The sequence below is a fragment of the Mycobacterium sp. 48b genome (assembly GCF_048282725.1).
GTDB lineage: Bacteria > Actinomycetota > Actinomycetes > Mycobacteriales > Mycobacteriaceae > Mycobacterium.
Map to the genome: position 1 here is coordinate 6210953 of NZ_JBLVUL010000001.1, position 16757 is coordinate 6227709.

General features: G+C 66.1%; 17 protein-coding genes and 1 pseudogene. 2 read left to right on the plus strand and 16 right to left on the minus strand.

The genetic code is table 11. The features are described from left to right. Nucleotides 1-32: 32 nt before the first annotated feature. The 5 genes from rpsG to ACNQR1_RS30405 all read right to left on the minus strand — a co-directional run bounded on the left by rpsG (nt 33) and on the right by ACNQR1_RS30405 (nt 2987). A complete protein-coding gene (gene rpsG / locus ACNQR1_RS30385) occupies nt 33-503 on the minus strand; it encodes a 30S ribosomal protein S7 (RefSeq protein WP_003881868.1) in 471 nt (156 codons plus the stop codon). Continuing rightward, nucleotides 503-877 carry a 30S ribosomal protein S12 gene (gene rpsL / locus ACNQR1_RS30390; protein ID WP_003881867.1) on the minus strand — a complete coding sequence of 125 codons (375 nt, stop codon included), beginning with the start codon at nt 875-877 and terminating at the stop codon, nt 503-505. Before rpsL ends, rpsG begins: the two co-directional genes overlap by 1 nt. 278 nt (nt 878-1155) lie before the next feature. Continuing rightward, on the minus strand, nt 1156-1788 hold the full coding sequence (locus ACNQR1_RS30395) for a TetR/AcrR family transcriptional regulator (protein ID WP_418049260.1): 633 nt from the start codon (nt 1786-1788) through the stop codon (nt 1156-1158). Between the two features lie 81 nt (nt 1789-1869). Continuing rightward, nucleotides 1870-2400: a DUF3558 domain-containing protein gene (locus tag ACNQR1_RS30400; RefSeq protein ID WP_418049261.1), complete on the minus strand. Its 531-nt coding sequence runs from the start codon at nt 2398-2400 to the stop codon at nt 1870-1872. A gap of 2 nt (nt 2401-2402) precedes the next feature. Further along, nucleotides 2403-2987 (minus strand): DUF3558 domain-containing protein, encoded by a 585-nt coding sequence (locus ACNQR1_RS30405; protein ID WP_418049262.1) that lies wholly within the window; start codon nt 2985-2987, stop codon nt 2403-2405. A gap of 132 nt (nt 2988-3119) precedes the next feature. Between ACNQR1_RS30405 and ACNQR1_RS30410 the strand changes: the two genes are divergently transcribed. Continuing rightward, nucleotides 3120-3509, plus strand: a complete 390-nt coding sequence (locus ACNQR1_RS30410; protein ID WP_418049263.1) for a DUF3060 domain-containing protein — start codon at nt 3120-3122, stop codon at nt 3507-3509. A gap of 31 nt (nt 3510-3540) precedes the next feature. Further along, nucleotides 3541-3957, plus strand: a complete 417-nt coding sequence (locus ACNQR1_RS30415; protein ID WP_418049264.1) for a DUF3060 domain-containing protein — start codon at nt 3541-3543, stop codon at nt 3955-3957. A gap of 3 nt (nt 3958-3960) precedes the next feature. Here the strand turns inward: ACNQR1_RS30415 and ACNQR1_RS30420 are convergent, their stop codons facing one another. The 11 genes and pseudogenes from ACNQR1_RS30420 to ACNQR1_RS30470 form a co-directional block, all read right to left on the minus strand. Next, a complete protein-coding gene (locus ACNQR1_RS30420; protein ID WP_418049265.1) occupies nt 3961-4728 on the minus strand; it encodes a crotonase/enoyl-CoA hydratase family protein in 768 nt (255 codons plus the stop codon). After that, entirely contained in the window at nt 4725-5456 is a 732-nt protein-coding gene (locus ACNQR1_RS30425; RefSeq protein ID WP_418049266.1) for a PaaX family transcriptional regulator C-terminal domain-containing protein, read from the minus strand. Before ACNQR1_RS30425 ends, ACNQR1_RS30420 begins: the two co-directional genes overlap by 4 nt. A gap of 1 nt (nt 5457) precedes the next feature. Continuing rightward, entirely contained in the window at nt 5458-6372 is a 915-nt protein-coding gene (locus tag ACNQR1_RS30430) for a crotonase/enoyl-CoA hydratase family protein (RefSeq protein WP_418049267.1), read from the minus strand. Then, nucleotides 6369-8000: an acyl-CoA dehydrogenase family protein gene (locus ACNQR1_RS30435; protein ID WP_418049268.1), complete on the minus strand. Its 1632-nt coding sequence runs from the start codon at nt 7998-8000 to the stop codon at nt 6369-6371. Before ACNQR1_RS30435 ends, ACNQR1_RS30430 begins: the two co-directional genes overlap by 4 nt. A gap of 51 nt (nt 8001-8051) precedes the next feature. Next, nucleotides 8052-9215: a hypothetical protein gene (locus ACNQR1_RS30440; protein WP_418049269.1), complete on the minus strand. Its 1164-nt coding sequence runs from the start codon at nt 9213-9215 to the stop codon at nt 8052-8054. A gap of 93 nt (nt 9216-9308) precedes the next feature. Then, nucleotides 9309-10439, minus strand: coding sequence for a phosphatase PAP2 family protein (locus ACNQR1_RS30445; RefSeq protein ID WP_418049270.1), 1131 nt, complete (start codon nt 10437-10439; stop codon nt 9309-9311). 64 nt (nt 10440-10503) lie between these two features. Continuing rightward, the gene (locus ACNQR1_RS30450; protein ID WP_418049271.1) at nt 10504-11256 is read right to left on the minus strand and encodes a deoxyribonuclease IV; all 753 of its coding nucleotides are present in this window, start codon (nt 11254-11256) and stop codon (nt 10504-10506) included. Between the two features lie 104 nt (nt 11257-11360). Then, nucleotides 11361-12215 carry an IS3 family transposase gene (locus ACNQR1_RS30455; protein ID WP_418043522.1) on the minus strand — a complete coding sequence of 285 codons (855 nt, stop codon included), beginning with the start codon at nt 12213-12215 and terminating at the stop codon, nt 11361-11363. Then, entirely contained in the window at nt 12212-12541 is a 330-nt protein-coding gene (locus ACNQR1_RS30460; RefSeq protein ID WP_418050563.1) for a transposase, read from the minus strand. Before ACNQR1_RS30460 ends, ACNQR1_RS30455 begins: the two co-directional genes overlap by 4 nt. 63 nt (nt 12542-12604) lie before the next feature. Beyond that, nucleotides 12605-12703, minus strand: a pseudogene (locus ACNQR1_RS30465) (hypothetical protein); the annotation flags it as partial. A gap of 85 nt (nt 12704-12788) precedes the next feature. Further along, entirely contained in the window at nt 12789-16742 is a 3954-nt protein-coding gene (locus ACNQR1_RS30470; RefSeq protein ID WP_418049272.1) for a DNA-directed RNA polymerase subunit beta', read from the minus strand. Nucleotides 16743-16757 lie beyond the last annotated feature (15 nt).

Below are 16757 nucleotides of genomic sequence, written 5' to 3' on the forward strand. Positions count from 1 at the left end.
CGGCACCCGACGCTGGATGCCGGGCGCGGGTATCACCAGCGGTAGTGCGCGAAAGCCCGGTTCGCTTCAGCCATCTTGTGAGTGTCCTCACGACGCTTCACAGCGGCGCCAAGGCCGTTGCTCGCATCGAGGATCTCGTTGGCGAGGCGCTCGATCATGGTCTTTTCGCGACGGGCCTTGGAGAAGCTGACCAGCCAGCGCAGTGCCAGGGTGGTGGAACGATCGGGGCGAACCTCGACCGGAACCTGGTAGGTGGCACCACCGACGCGGCGGCTACGCACCTCGAGGGCGGGCTTGACGTTGTCGAGCGCGCGCTTGAGGGTGACGACCGGGTCGGTGCCGGTCTTGTCGCGAGCCTGCTCCAACGCACCGTAGACAATGCGCTCGGCCAGTGACTTCTTGCCGTCCAGCAGAACCTTGTTGACCAGCTGGGTGACCAGCTGCGACCCGTAGACCGGATCGTTGACCAACGGACGCTTCGGCGCGGGACCCTTGCGCGGCATCAGCTCTTCTCCTTCTTGGCGCCGTAGCGGCTACGGGCCTGCTTGCGGTTCTTGACACCCTGGGTGTCGAGCGACCCGCGGATGATCTTGTAACGGACACCGGGCAGGTCCTTCACACGACCGCCGCGCACCAGCACCATCGAGTGCTCCTGCAGGTTGTGGCCCTCACCGGGGATGTAGGCGGTGACCTCAACGCCACTGGTCAGCTTCACGCGGGCAACCTTGCGAAGCGCCGAGTTCGGCTTCTTCGGGGTGGTGGTGTACACGCGGGTGCACACACCGCGGCGCTGCGGGCTGCCCTTGAGGGCCGCGGTCTTGACCTTCGCGACCTTGTCGCGGCGACCCTTGCGGACCAGCTGGTTGATGGTTGGCATGTACCGGCTTTCTCTGTGTTGCTCTGCTGCTCTTTGCTGTTCTAAGTCTCTGTACTGCAGTTATCCCCCGGCCGCGTACCCCGCGTCCGGGCGTGTCGCACGTTCTTACACCGGTGGAATTCCGATGCGTGTTAGACATGCAAATTGGCCCGGCGTGCGGGCACGCTTGCGAAACACTCAGCCGCATGCGCCTTCCGGCCAGGCACGATCTACCACGATACCAGGGCTGGCCGCGCCGAACCAAACCCGCGTACGTCGACCTAATCCCAGGTCAGACGCTACGACTCTCGCTGCCCCATACCAGCGGCCAGTCGTCGCAGCATATCGGTGAACACCGCATCGGTGTCGATGTCGTCCATCACACCCGTCATTTCGAGCAGGACGAAGCCATGCAGAGCCGACCAGAACTGCAGTGCGGCATAGAAGGCCTCCTCGCCTTCCAGCCCATAGGACGTCAGCACCTCGATGACCGGACCGGCCGCGGCCCTGGTGGCCGCCGAGTACTCGGGATCGTCTCCGCCGAAGGGCATCCGGGTGAACGCCGAGTAGCGACCGGGATGGTGATGGGCATAGCTGCGGTAGGCACTGGCCATCACCGCCACCGCATCGTCGCGGGTGCGGCCGGACCCGACGGTGTTGAGCATCTCGATGATGTCGTCGATCACCCGCATCCGGACCGTGCGGCGCAGGTCGTCGAGGCTGTCGACGTGGTTGTAGAGCGACGGGCCCTTGGTGCCGAGCTGGCCGGCCAGTGCGTTGATGGTCAGGGCATCCCAGCCCTCGCGGTCCAGGAAGGTCAGCGCGGCGTTGACGATGGCGTCACGGCTGAGCTTGGTGGTCCGCGCCGGCCGTGCCGTGCGCGCCGGGGCACGTCGAGTGCCAGCCACCTGTGGCTCCGGCCGAGCTGACATGTACGCACTGCCTTCGAGTCGAGTTGATTGACGTCCCCCGTTGGGGTCGCCGTGAAACTGTAGCCCCTCTGACAGCGCCGATCAGTTCATCCGGCCCTGACTGAGCCGGGCGAGTTTCTCGGTGACCTGACACAGATCAGGGAGCGTGGCCGGGTTCATCGTCTGAATCGACCAGGTGATCACATCTTCACCCTTGGCCACATAGATACTGCATACATTCGCATCCGCCGCGCGGAACCCCTGATTGCCGTCGATGGAGAGCTCGGTGAGGGTGCGGCCGGCCCGGGTCTCCAAGGTCCGCTCGGTGTCCATGTCACTTCCCCGGTACCACCAGGTGGAGATGCCCATCCCCGCGCCGAAGGTGCCAAGGACCGAATTCTCCTGCCAGAAGCACCCGGTATCGCTGACCACGGCCTTGGTGAACATCGCGGACCCGACGGCATCGGCGATGTCGGCGTCGGTGACGCCGTTGCAGTCCGCGCCGTGAAAACCGTCGCCGGCGGGAACCGGCTCGGCAGCCGGCGGTGCGTCCGTCGATCCGCACGCCGTCAGCAGCGCCGCGGCGGCGGCGACGCCGGTCAGACACCTCACTGCGAGGAAGCGGTGGGCCACGGTCAGAGTTCCGATTGAAGCGTGGCCGACAGCAGCTTCTTGGCGTCCTGGCACGGATCGCCCTTGGCGGCTTGTCCGGCACCGCCCGCACCGCGGAACTGCACCCACCAGCTGATCGCGCCCGAGCCGGCCGACGCGGTCGCCGAGCAGGCCGCACCCGTCACATCACGGCGCGCCACGAATGCCTGATGCCGCTCGACCACGACATCGGTGATCTCGGCGTCCCGGCTACGCGCCACGGCCCGTTCGCGATCCAGCGACCCTTTCTCGAACCAGGAGAAGATCACGTCGAGCATCGCCGGCGAGCCCGCGCTCGGCCCGACGCCCGGCTGCGCCTTTCGCGACAACACGTACTGGCAGACCGCACCGCTGTACGGGCGCACCACGTTGTCGGCGGCCAGGATCTCCTGAATCGTGCTGTCGACGAGCAGCCCGCACCGGTCGTCGACGTATCCGAAACTGCGGTCAGGGTCGGCGGTGTCGGTCGACGCGCGCTGGGCAGCCCCGTCGATGGTGTGCGAACACCCCGCGACGGTCACCACGGCTGTGACTGCCACGGCAGCAGCCTGAACAACACACCGACGCATTGCTGAACACGGTACCCAGCACCGACACAGCACGCGACCTGTCGGCGAACGCCCGTCAAACTGGTCAACACTTGCCGCCACGAGAAGTGCGGCACGTACTCTTCTCCCAGCGGATCGGAAGGGGAACTCACCGTGAAATGGACAGCTGTGGGCCGGAGGATGCTTGTTGGGCTGGCGGCCGGCACCCTCGCGTTGCCACTGGCGCTCACCGTCGGTGCGCCCGGCGCGGCAGCCAAGAACGGTGACACCCACATCACCGGCCAAGGCGTCGAACAAACCTTGGACTGCAACAACGCCACGCTGTTCGTCAACGGCACCGGGATCCGGGTCACCGCGCTGGGCACCTGCTGGGCGGTGACCGTGCAGGGGTCGTCCAATGTGGTGGTCGCCGACAACGTCATCAATGACGTCACCGTGTACGGCTATGACCAGACCGTGTTCTTCAAGGACGGCGATCCGATACTCGTCGACCGCGGCCGCGAACTGGGGATGACCAACCAGATCAGTCGCGTCCCCGCCTGATCAAGCCCGAGGCAGAAAGCAGAGACTCACCGTGCTCACCCGTTTCCCCCACACCAAGTTGATCCTCGGGATCGGCGCCGCGGCCGCGGCGTTCACCCTGGCGGCCTGTGGTTCCGAAAGCTCGGACACCGCCACCCCGAGCGCCACCGCAGGTGAGTCCGGGGTCAACGTCGAGGTCGGCAACACCATCAACTACATGTCGGTCGGCACCACGACCGACATCGACTGCGCCGACGGCAAGTCACTCACCGTCGGTGGCACCAACAACACGCTGACGGTCAAGGGCACCTGCGCCAATGTGAACATCGGCGGATCCGACAACAAGATCACCTTCGAGCGGATCGACAAGGGACTGACGATCATCGGGCTGAACAACACAGTCACCTACGCGGCGGGTGACCCCAAGGTCACCAACACCGGCAGCAACAACAAGGTCAGCAAGGGCTAGTTGCTAGTCGGCGCTCGCGCCGTGCCGGCCCGCGCCTCCCGCGAACCGGCCGGCGCCATGGGCGGCCTCGTCCGCGACACGGGCGATGCTGGCGAACTCGAATTCCATTGCCGCCTGCTCGGATTCGCCCCACTGGTGCAGCGCCGAGAGGCGGTCGGCCCGTAGGCACTGCTGAGGCAGCCGGGACAGTTCGCCGGCCAGTTCCTCGGCATGTCGGCGGGCCTGTCCCCTGGGCACCACCCGGTTGGCCAGGCCGATCGCATGGGCTTCGGTCGCATCGACGGCACGACCGGTCAGGATCAGGTCCATGGCCCGGCTCTGCCCGATCAACCGGGGCAACCGCACCGTCCCGCCGTCGATCAGCGGCACGCCCCAGCGACGGCAGAACACGCCCATCACCGCGTCCTCGTCGACCACGCGCAGGTCACACCACAGGGCCAGCTCCAATCCACCGGCCACGGCGTGGCCGCTGATGGCTGCGATCACCGGCTTGGACAACACCATCCGGCTCGGCCCCATGGGTCCAGGGCCGGTGCGGTGCACCTGATTCATCTGCGGCGTACCGAAGGCCTTGAGATCTGCGCCGGCACAGAACGTTCCACCGGCACCCGTCAACACCGCGACGGCGGCGTCGTCATCGGCGTCGAACTGCTCGAATGCCTCGAACAGTGCCGCGGCAGTGGGGCCGTCGACGGCGTTGCGCGCGTGCGGGCGGTCGATGATGACCGTGGTCACCGGCCCGTTGCGCTCGACTCGCACAGCTTCGGTCATGTCGCCTCCATGAGTTCATCGCGATCGCGCCGCTCGACGAGTTCGGCGGCAAAGTCGTTGTACGTCTTACGCAATGCAGCACCCGGCCAGTTGTCGGGCAACATGCCCTCCGGCAGCACCGGGTCTGACAGAAGGTGACGCACGATGCCCGCGGCCGCGACGAAACGTCCCGGGACGTCGGTCGCATCGGCCATCTCCGCCAGCAGCTGCTCGCCGGTGCGCCGCCAGCCGGGCAGGTCCCACAGCGTGGCGACCAGGCCGGCCGGATCCCCGTCCCGGGCGTGCAGGAGCCGCACCCGGCCGGTGATCTCCTGGGACAGCACCTGGTCCAGATTGTCCGGGCGCATCCACACACCCTCGCGCAGTTCACCGAACCGGGACTGCTGCAAGGTGTTCCGCAGCGAAGCGCGGGTGCGGGCATCGGTGCCGACACTGGTGATGACCAGCGTCAGCCACTGTCCGTCGTACTCCCGCAGCTTCGGGTCGATCGCGGCGTCCTGGCGGCGCTGGCGGATCAACAGGCGCTCGGACAGCCGGTAACCGTCCTCCGAGCGGATCAGGTCGCCGGCGCTGACCATGCGGGTCAACGCCACTCTGAGGGTGGGTTCGCGGATGTCGAAATCGGCCGTCAGCCTGACCAGTTCGGCGGCACTCGCCCAGGCCGGGTGAGCGCCGAGCAGCACGCTCAGCACCACCGACCGAGCGGTCATCCGGGTTAACACGGGCATGTCAGACCCCGGAAGACCTGCGCCCGTAGTCGCCCATCGGTTCGTCGCGGTGCCGCACCGCTTCGCGGAAGCCGTGTTCAACGGCGTCGGCCACGAAGGCGTGCCCCTCCGGAGTGTGTCGGGCGATGCCGTCGAACACCGTGCTGACCATCCGACTGGTGGCGACGCCCTGCTGCAGCAGGGCGGAGTTGCAGGCCAGCTTGGCCATGATGAGCTGGTTGACGGGCATCGCGGCGATGCGCGCGACGAGACGCTCGGTGCGCTCGTCGAGGTCGTCCGGCTCGGGGGCCTCTACGGCCAGGCCCCACTCGGCGGCCTGCGCGCCGGTGATGCAATCCCCGGTGAACAGAAGGCGTTTGGCGCGCTGATCCCCCAACCGGTGCGCCCACAGGCCGGCCGCCGGAACGCCCCACACCCGCATCGGCGGGTAGCCGATCTTCGCATCGGAGGCGGCGATCACCTGGTCGGCGTGCAGCGCGATGTCGGTACCACCGGCCACGCAGTAGCCGTGGATCTTGACCACGGTCGGCTTGTCGGCGTGCATCAGGCTGGAGAAGCCGCGCACGAACCGGCTCATCATCTGGTAGTCGACCATCGGATCCCACGGTTGATCCGGAAGGTGGTTGATCGCCTGCGTTTTCCCGGACAGCACGGTCCCGTCGTAGCGGCCGCCCCCGGCCTCGCCGGTTCCGTCGGCGTAGGCGGACAGGTCGAATCCGGCGCAGAAGCCTTCACCGCGGCCGGACACCAGGATGACGTGGACATTCGGGTCCAGATCCGCGCGTTCGACCAGGGCCTGCAATTCCAGCGGGGTGTCCGCGACGATCGAGTTGCCCTTTTCGGGGCGGTTGAAGGTGATTCGGGCGATCCGGTCGGTGACCTCGTAGGTCATCGTCTTGAGCGTTTCGACGCTCATCCCTTGACCAGTGCCCGCTCAAGGATCGGCGCCAGGTCCAGTCCGGTCGGCAGGGTGCCGAAGGCCTGGCCCCACTGCCCGCCCAGCCTGCTGGCCAAGAAGGCCTCGGCCACCGCCGGGTGGCCGTGACGCACCAGCAGTGCACCCTGCAGGGCCAGCGAGATGTCCTCGGCAACCTTGCGACCGCGGTACTGGATGGTCTCGATGTCCTGCAGGTCGGTCTGCAGCGTGGTGACGTGGCGGTCCAGTCGCGGGTCCTGCCCGGCGGTCTTGGAGAGCTCGTCGAACAGCACCTCGACGCTTTCCGGCCGGGTTGCCATGGCGCGCAAGGTATCCAGCGCGCTGACGTTGCCCGAGCCTTCCCAGATCCCCATCAGCGGGGCTTCCCGGTACAACCGCGGCAGGCCCGAATCCTCGACATAGCCGTTGCCACCCAGGCATTCCATCGCCTCGGCGGCGTGCGGGGTGGCCCGCTTGCACACCCAGTACTTGCCTGCCGCCAGGCCGATACGGCGCAGCAGAGCCTCGCGCTCGTCACCGCGGACCGCCTTGTCCGTGGCGCCGGCCATCCGCATCGCCAGCATGGTCGCCGCCTCGGCCTCCACGGCCAGGTCGGCGAGCACGTTGCGCATCAGCGGCTGATCGATCAGGTAGGCGCCGAACGCCTTTCGGTGCTGGGCGTGGTGAACGGCACGGGTCAGACCGCTGCGCATGCTGGTCGCGCTGCCCAGCGTGCAGTCCAGGCGCGTGAGGTTGACCATCTCGATGATGGTCGGGACGCCGCGCCCCTCCTCGCCTACCAGCCAGGCGGTGGCGCCGTCGTACTCGACCTCGCTCGATGCGTTGGCGTGATTGCCGAGCTTGTCCTTGAGCCGCTGCAGGAACATCCGGTTACGGCTGCCGTCGGGCAGGATGCGCGGCAGGAAGAAGCAGCTCAGGCCACCCGGCGCCTGGGCGAGAACCAGGAAGATGTCGCCCATCGGCGCAGAGGTGAACCACTTGTGCCCGCGCAGGGAGTAGGTGCCGTCGCTGTTCGGCGTGGCCTCGGTGGTGCCGGCGCGTACGTCGGAGCCGCCCTGCTTCTCCGTCATCGACATGCCGGCCGTGATGCCGGCCTTCGTGGTGGCGAGCTTCAGTTCGGGGTCGTACACCCGGCTGGTCAGCAGCGGTTCGTAGGTTGCGGCCAGCTCCGGGTTGAACCGCAAAGCGGGTACGACGGCGTAGGTCATCGAGATCGGGCAGACGTGCCCGGGTTCGACGGTCCACACCGAGGTCTTGGCGGCGCGCACCACGTGGGAGCCTTCACGGTCATCGGCCCACGGGGCTCCGTGCAGACCGTGCGTGACGGCCACATTCATCAGCTCGTGGTAGGCCGGGTCGTATTCGACCTCGTCGATCCGATTGCCGTAGCGGTCGTGGGTGTGCAGCACGGGCCGGTTGCGGTCGGCCAGTTCACCCCAGCGATGGGCCTGGGCACTGCCGTTGATCGCGCCGAGGTCGTGCACTTCGTCGACGCCCCACTGGCCGCCTTCGCGGATGAGGGCCTCGGCGAGCACCGGCGAGGTGGCGGGGTTGTAGTCCTCCAGCGGGGGGACCTGATTGGTGACGACGTGCGTATCAGCAGCCATGCACCCAGTGTTACAAATTTCCGACAACCGCACAATACTTGTAATGAGCCCTCAGGTGGCGGTGCCCTTGCGCGGCGGCGGGACAGTGTCCGCCCCGCGGACGGCGTTCAGCACGGACTGCCCCTGCTGATCGATGAGCCTGGTGAACAACTGCTGCGCGTACCCGAAGACCAGCCCCCACGCCAGGATCTGGGCCGAGGTATCCAGCGCATTCAGGCCCGGGACAAACCCCCCGCGCATCAACAGCAATCCCAGGAAGGCTGTCAGCGCACCGGTCGGCAGCTTCAGCGCGGCCAGCGCCACCGGAATGCCATAACGCTCGGACGAGCCGCGGACATGGCTGATCGCGGCCGCAGCCGCGATGGCCGCGGCGACCAGCCCGACCAGTTCGATGATGATCACGTCCGTCTTCCTGACGGTCTCCGCCAACACGTCGCCGAATTGGCGGGGGCTGGACGTGATGGCCGCCCCGGGACGATCGGGCGTGAAGGGCGCAGACTCGTCAGTCGGGCACACCATCGTCAGCTCAGACGCTTCCTGCGGCGCGAAACACATCGGAATCAGCGTCGGCTTGAAGTAGCCGATCACACCGAGAATGATCACCAGCATCGTCAGGAGCACCGTGGTGCTCACGACGATGTTGCGGAAACTGCGCAGCCGGATGTTCTCGCGCAAGGCCGCAGAACTGGCCGCCCGGACGGTAGCCACGATCTGATCGCGAGCATCCTCGACCTTGTCCAGTGCCGCCCCGCGCTCGTTGCCGATGGTCCGCACCAACCGCTCGAACTCTTGCCGCCCCGGGTCACTCGACCGCAGATGACGCTGCACGTGCCGCAGCAGCGACGGCACCTGGCCCACCAAATACTCCGTCGGCGCCAGGTTGAGCAACTGCGCCTCGGCCGCATCGAGGTTGCTCATGGCGCGTTCGAGCAGCGGGCCGTTGCGGGACAGCCTGATGCGCATGCCGAGTTCCGGCTTCTTGCCCGACGCCGCGTCCCTGGCCGCACTGAGGTGGCATTTGATGGCCTTGGACAACGCCGAATCGATGTCACGCGAACTGTGCTGAGCCAGGAAGTCGGTCAGTGTCTCCAGCTCATATGCCCGGGTCAGCGTGCTCTCTCGCCAAGCCACCCAGACCGGTCCCCCGACCGACCGGACGGCATCGATGCGGGGCAACGGACTCGGCGTGGCCGGCGGCGCCTTCGTGATGATCACGATTACCTCCTCACCTGGTGGGTGATGGTGATGACCGTAAATTCCACCGATCGCATGCGGCACGCGTAGTCGACTACTCGATATACGCCGGATTCACGAGCGAGAAGGGTCTGCGACCTCCAGGCTGGCGTCTGGCACAGGGTCCGCGATCGCGGCCGCAGGATCGCACCCGGCCGCGCGGGTCTGGCGCGCTTCATAGCGATTGAGCGCGAACAGCACCACTCCCGCCAGTGTCCAGCCGAGCAGGATGTCGACCACATAATGCTCGGCGGTGTACACCAAGGTGAAGGCCATGATCAGCGGATAGGCAACCAGCACCGGGCGCCAGCCGCGGTTCACCCGGTTCCACAAGAACACCGCGACCGCAGCGGTGAGCCCCGCATGCAGGGACGGGATCGCCGCGACCAGGTTCACGCTGGCCTGTCCCTGATCGATCAACGCCGTCGCCGTGTGCAGATTGAGCTTGCCCCAGCCACGGGTGACGATCCGTTCGATCCACTCGTGTGCGCCGTCGCGACTGCCCTGCATGGTGCCGAGGAGCCCTCCGTCGACGGCTTCGCGCGCCGATCGGAACATGCATCGGGGCCCGGACGGGCCGCCGTCGACGTCATCGGCACTGCACCGCGCCGCGGCCCACGGTGGAGCGGCGGGCAGCAGCGCGTAGATGACCAGGGCCGCGAACGACAATCCGACGAACAAGCGCACGAACCGCTTCCACTCCTCACGGTCGCGCAGCCACAGCACGCCTGCGACGACGTAGGGAAGGATGAAGAACGACATGTAGACGGTGCTGATCACGACTTCCCACCACGGTGGGTACAGCAGTTTCAGCCGTTCCTGCAACCAGACCGTGGGCACCGTGCCAAAGAACAACCAGCGGTCGGCGTCGACCTGCCAGTGCCACAAGGTGGGCCGGCCGACCAGGGTGGCCGCGCCGCGACTCAGGTCGTAGGCAGCCAGCACCACGGCGAACGGCAGCCAGTCGCGGATCACATACAGCATCCGTCGGCCCTGCCCGATGCTCGCGGCCAGCAAACCGGTGGCGATGTAGAGCAGCAAAAGTTCGCGGTTGAACGCGAATCCGTCGGTGACGGTGCGGTACACGACCACGGCCGCCCACCCGAGGATCGCGACGTACCGCAGGATGCGCAGTCGACGGGCACCGTTGCTGGTGCCCCATTGCGCTGGGGCTTCGTCGGTTACCGAGTCGTCAACCGCGGTCACAGAGGTGACGTTAGTTCACCTTTGCTTCACGGTGCCGTTGAAAACGGTTCAGGTCGCGAACGTGTCAGCCGGCGTGCTCGCGCAGGAACGCGATGTCGTCCTTGCGGCCTTCCTCGGACGTCTCACAGATCACCGGCGCATCGGCCGCCTTGACCACGGCCGCCAGCAACTGCGGATCGATCTGCCCAGCACCGAAATTCGCGTGGCGGTCGGCACCCGAGCCTGCCGCGTCGCGTGAATCGTTGCAGTGCACCAGGTCGATGCGTCCCGTGATGGCCTTGATCCGATCGACCGCGTCGATCAGCGCCTCCCCCGCCGCCCATGCGTGGCACGTGTCGAGGCAGAAACCAATTCCCTTGTCCCCGATGCGATCCCACAACCGGGAGATGGTGTCGAAATGCCGGGCCATGGCGTGATCGCCGCCTGCGGTGTTCTCCAGGTACACCGGCACATCGGTGTTCAGGGCATCCAGCACCTTGACCCAACGCTCGAACCCGGCGTCCATGTCATTGTCATCGGCGTGGCCGCCGTGCACGATCACCGCGGTGGCGCCGATCTCGGCAGCGGCGTCGCACGTGTCCTGCAGGATCTTGCGGGACGGGATCCGCACGCGGTTGTTGGCCGACGCCACGTTGATCAGATACGGCGCATGCACGTACAGCGGCACCGTCGACGCCTTGAGCACCTCGGCGTCCTCACGAGGTTTGGGCTTCTTCCAGCTCTGCGGGTTGCCGAGGAAGAACTGCACCACGTCGGCACCGTCCGCGGCGGCTGCGGCCAATGGGTCGGTGTTGTCTACATGCGAACCGATGAGCACGCCGCCAAGTCTAGGTGCGTGCGGTGACACCCCCCGGGTCCGCGCACGAAAAAGCCCCCGCCGAATGAAGTGGTCCCCGAAAGTTGGACACTGACGTTTGGAGCTTAAGCGGCAAGGGCCTGGGCTCGGTATTGGACCGGGCTCAGGCCCTTGAGCTTTGTCGAGATTCGTTCGGTGTTGTACCAGTGGATGTAGGTGTCAAGGGCGGCAGTGAAGTCCTCGACAGTGTCGAACCTGTTGTGGTGGAACATTTCTGACTTCAGGTGACCGAAAAAGTTCTCCATGACCGCGTTGTCATAGCAGTTGGCTTTACGCGACATCGACTGCACCGCCTCAGCGTCGCCGAGCAACTTGCGCCAGGACCAATGCCGGTATTGGAAGCCCTGATCGGAGTGCACCAGCGGACATTCACCCGGTTCCAAGGTGGCGATCGCCGCGGTCAGTGAGGTGTTGGTCAACTCCACATTCGGGCTCATCGACCACGCGTAAGCCACCACCGACCGGTCGAACAAATCGAGCACCGGGGACAAGTAGACCTTGCGATCGGTGATGCGGAACTCGGTCACGTCGGTGACCCACTTCTGATTCGGCGCGGCAGCGCTGAACTCGCGGTTGAGAAGATTTTCGGCGACCTGACCGGGCCCGCCGGTGTAGGAGGTGTAGCGCCGGCGGCGCCGCACCCGGCAGATCAGCGCCAGCTCGCGCATCAACGCCAGCACGGTCTTTTTGGCCACCACAAAACCTCGTCGGATCAACACCGTGTGGATGCGGCGGTGCCCGTAGCGGCCGTGGGCAGCCTCAAACACCTCGGTGATCGCGGTTTTGAGGTCGGCGCGCGGGTCGAGCGCCTCGGGTTTGCCCTGGTGATAGAAGAACGTCGACCGCGCCAACTGCGCGACTTCCAGCAGCACCGGCAACCGATGATCAGCCTTGAGAGCGGCGACAGCGGCGGCTTTCACCGCCGTTCGTGCGCCATCAAGGCCCGCAATTTTTTTAGGTAGGCGTTCTCGGCTCGCAGCCGCTCATTCTCCTGCTCCAGCCGCGCCAGCTCCGTCAACTCCTGTGACGAGGAATCAGCGTCTTTGGGTTGGCGTCCTTTGGGTTTGGGTTTCAACCCGTCCTCACCGAGCCGGCGGTAGGTCCGCACCCAGGTCTGCACCAGCGTGGCTGAGGACAGCCGGTACTGCTGAGCTACTTGCTGGGCGGCCGCACCCTCGTCGACCACCTTGCGCACCACTTCGAGCTTGAACTCGAACGAGTACTGCGTTTTGGTCGGTTTTGCCACCAGCGCCTTCCTGCCATGCAGGACCCAACGGCGATGTATCTCGCGAACCGGCCCCCGGCTCACTCCCAGATACCTCGCGGTGGCGCTATAGCCCCGCCCCTGCTCGAACAACGCTACCGCCGCACCGCGCTGGGCCTCAGTCAACGAACTAGAAGGATGCAAAAAAGTACTCCCCAGAAGAAGAAACTGAATTTCTCAGTCCAACTTCCGGGGAGCACTTCAGAAGCGGGGGCTTTTCCGTGAACTACTAGCGGTAGTCCGAGTATCCGTAATCGTCCAGCGGCACCGCAGCACCGGTGGCCGCACCGAAGTCCGGGCTGTAGTACTGATCCTCGTAGGACGGGATCGTGTACGCCGCAGCGCGGGCCTCTTCGGTCGGCTGCACCTGGATGTCGCGGTAACGGGCGATACCGGTACCGGCCGGGATCAACTTACCGATGATCACGTTCTCCTTCAGACCCTGCAGCTTGTCGCTGCGGCAGTTGATCGCCGCATCGGTCAGCACGCGAGTGGTCTCCTGGAACGACGCCGCCGACAGCCACGAATCCGTGGCCAGCGATGCCTTGGTGATACCCATCAGCACCGGACGTCCGGCCGCGGGCTCGCCGCCCTCGGCCACGACGCGACGGTTCGCGGTCTCGAACTCGGCACGCTCGGTCAGCGAACCGGGCAGGAACTCCGTCGCACCCGAATCGATGATCGTGACGCGACGCAGCATCTGCCGGACGATGACCTCGATGTGCTTGTCGTGGATCGACACGCCCTGGGCCCGGTAGACCTCCTGGACCTCCTTGACGAGGTGGATCTGCACCTCGCGGGGACCCTGGACGCGCAGCACCTCGTGCGGATCGGCGGAGCCTTCCATCAGCTGGTCGCCGACCTCGACGTGGTCACCGTCGGACAGCACGCCTTCGGAGCCGTCCTCGTGGGTGATCACACGCAGCCGCTGACGCTTGGAGAGCTTCTCGTAGACAACTTCCTCGCCACCGTCGTCGGGAACGATGGTGATCTTGAAGAACTTGTCGCTCTCCTCCAGCCGGACCCGGCCCGCGACATCGGCGATGGGCGCCTTGTTCCGCGGAATACGGGCCTCGAACAGCTCCTGCACGCGAGGCAGACCACCGACGATGTCGGCGCCACCGGTAACACCACCCTGGTGGAAGGTACGCATCGTCAGCTGGGTACCGGGCTCACCGATCGACTGGGCAGCGACGATGCCGACGGCCTCGCCGATGTCGACCAGCTTGCCGGTGGCCATCGAGCGGCCGTAGCACTTGGCACACACGCCGGAAGCCGAGGCGCAGGTCAGCACGGAGCGGACCTTCACCTGGGCGACGCCGGCAGCCAGCAGCGCGTCGATGGCCGGGTCACCCAGGTCATGGCCGCGCTCGATGACGACGTTGCCCTTGTCATCGACTGCGTCGGTGGCCAGGGTGCGGGCGAATGCCGAGGTCTCGACGTGCGCATCGCGGATCAGCGAACCATCGGGACCGCGCTCGGCCAGCGTGACGACGATGCCGCGCTCGGTCTCACAGTCGGTCTCGCGGACGATGACGTCCTGCGACACGTCCACCAGACGACGGGTCAGGTAACCCGAGTCGGCGGTACGCAGAGCGGTGTCGGCCAGACCCTTACGGGCACCGTGGGTGTTGATGAAGTACTCCAACACCGTCAAGCCTTCGCGGAACGAGGACTTGATCGGGCGAGGGATGAACTCACCCTTCGGGTTGGTCACCAGACCCTTCATGCCTGCCAGGGTGCGGGTCTGGGTGAGGTTACCCGTGGCGCCCGACTTCACGATCGTGATGATCGGGTTGTCGGCCGGGTAGTACTCCTCCATCGCCTTACCGACCTCTTCGGTGGCGTCCTGCCAGATCTTGACCAACGACTCGTTGCGCTCGTTGTGGTTCAGCGCGCCGCGCTGGTACTTGCGCTCGATCGCCTCGGCCTCGGCCTCGTGCCGCTCCAGGATCTCCTGCTTCTGCGGCGGCACCAGAACGTCGGCCATCGAGACCGTGACACCCGAACGGGTGGCCCAGTGGAAGCCGGCGTCCTTGAGCTTGTCGACGGTCTGCGCCACCACGATCATCGGGAAGCGCTCGGCCAGATCGTTGATGATCCGGGCCTGGACCTTCTTGTGCATCTGCTCGTTGACGAACGGGTAGCCCTTGGGCAGCAACTCGTTGAAGAGCACGCGGCCCAGCGTGGTGTCCGCGGTCCAGGCATCGCCGGGCTTCCAGCCGTTCTCGAACAACTCGGCCTCGACGTTGGCCGGCGGACGCGCGTCGGTCAGCCGCACCTTGATCTTGGCGCGCACCGACAGGGCACCGCGGTCCAGCGCCATGATCGCCTCGGCGGGCGAGCTGTACACGCCCTGCTCCGGCTGGTCCTTGGCGGCAGGCACGTACTCGCCGGTGTCGCCCTCGACCTCGGTGGTCAGGAAGTACAGACCGGTCACCATGTCCAGACGCGGCATGGCCAGCGGCTTACCCGACGCCGGGGACAGGATGTTGTTCGAGGACAGCATCAGGATGCGGGCCTCGGCCTGGGCCTCTGCCGACAGCGGCAGGTGCACGGCCATCTGGTCACCGTCGAAGTCGGCGTTGAACGCCTCACACACCAGCGGGTGCAACTGGATGGCCTTGCCTTCCACCAGCTGCGGCTCGAAGGCCTGGATACCCAGGCGGTGCAGCGTAGGTGCACGGTTCAGCAGCACCGGGTGCTCGGCGATGACCTCTTCGAGGACATCCCACACCTGGGGACGCTGACGCTCCACCATGCGCTTGGCGCTCTTGATGTTCTGCGCGTGGTTCAGGTCGACCAGACGCTTCATCACGAACGGCTTGAACAGTTCCAGAGCCATCAGCTTGGGCAGACCACACTGGTGCAGCTTGAGCTGCGGACCGACCACGATGACCGAACGGCCCGAGTAGTCGACGCGCTTACCGAGCAGGTTCTGACGGAAGCGGCCCTGCTTGCCCTTGAGCAGATCGGACAGCGACTTGAGCGGACGGTTGCCCGGCCCGGTGACCGGACGGCCACGACGGCCGTTGTCGAACAACGCGTCCACCGACTCCTGAAGCATGCGCTTCTCGTTGTTGACGATGATCTCGGGCGCACCGAGGTCGATCAGTCGCTTGAGCCGGTTGTTGCGGTTGATCACGCGGCGGTACAGGTCGTTCAGGTCGGAGGTGGCGAAACGGCCACCGTCGAGCTGAACCATCGGACGCAGCTCCGGCGGGATCACCGGGACGGCGTCGAGCACCATGCCCAGCGGGGAGTTACCCGACTGCTGGAAGGCCGCGACGACCTTCAGGCGCTTGAGGGCGCGCAGCTTCTTCTGACCCTTGCCGCTGCGGATGGTCTCGCGCAGGTTCTCGGCCTCGGCCTCGATGTCGAAGTTCTCGATGAGCTTCTTGATCGACTCCGCGCCCATGGCACCGGTGAAGTACTCGCCGTAGCGGTCCTGCAGCTCGCGGTACAGCACCTCGTCGACGATGAGCTGCTTGGGAGCCAGCTTGGTGAAGGTGGTCCAGATCTCGTCGAGCCGGTCCAGCTCACGCTGGGCCCGGTCACGGAGCTGACGCATCTCCCGCTCGCCGCCGTCGCGCACCTTGCGGCGCACGTCGGACTTGGCACCCTCGGCTTCGAGCTCGGCCAGGTCGGCCTCGAGCTTCTGGGCCCGGGCCTCCAGGTCGGAGTCGCGCTGATCCTCGACGGCCTTGCGCTCGACGGCCATCTCGGCCTCGAGCGTGGACAGCTCGTTGTGGCGCATCTCGTCGTCGACCGAGGTGATCACGTAGGCCGCGAAGTAGATGATCTTTTCCAGATCCTTCGGGGCCAGGTCGAGCAGGTAGCCCAACCGCGACGGAACACCCTTGAAGTACCAGATGTGCGTGACGGGTGCGGCCAGCTCGATGTGGCCCATCCGCTCACGGCGCACCTTGGCGCGAGTGACCTCGACGCCACAGCGCTCACAGATGATGCCCTTGAACCGGACGCGCTTGTACTTACCGCAGTAGCACTCCCAGTCGCGAGTCGGTCCGAAGATCTTCTCGCAGAACAGGCCGTCCTTCTCGGGCTTGAGCGTGCGGTAGTTGATGGTCTCCGGCTTCTTGACCTCGCCGAAGGACCAGTTACGGATGTCGTCCGCGGTGGCGAGGCCGATGCGGAGTTCATCGAAGAAGTTGACGTCTAGCACGTAACTCCCTTTCCC